Here is a 331-nt window from a genome sequence, read left to right on the forward strand (position 1 = left end):
CAGTGGGCTATCCTCGAGCCTCTCATCCCCATCAACTCGACCGGCCGGCCCCGCAAGGTCCCCATGCGCGAGGTCCTCAACGCCATCTTCTACCTCAACCGGTCCGGTTGCCAGTGGGACATGCTCCCGCATGACCTCCCGGCCAAGAGCACGGTCTACGACCACTTCGCCCAGTGGAAGGCCGACGGCACCTGGCAGAAGATGCTCGACGCTTTGCGGCGGATGGTCCGCGTCGCCGACGGCCATGAGCCCAGCCCGAGCGTCGGCAGCATCGACAGCCAGACGGTCAAGGCGACGGAGAATGCCGAGACCCGGGGGTACGATGGGGGGC

At 67.1% G+C, this 331-nt stretch carries 1 protein-coding gene; it reads left to right on the top strand.

Annotated elements, in window-relative coordinates:
• Positions 1-331, top strand: a 331-nt coding sequence (locus ACYOEI_RS41230) for a transposase (RefSeq protein WP_462856496.1), incomplete at both ends; no start/stop codon positions are given.

This window comes from Singulisphaera rosea (genome assembly GCF_054877945.1).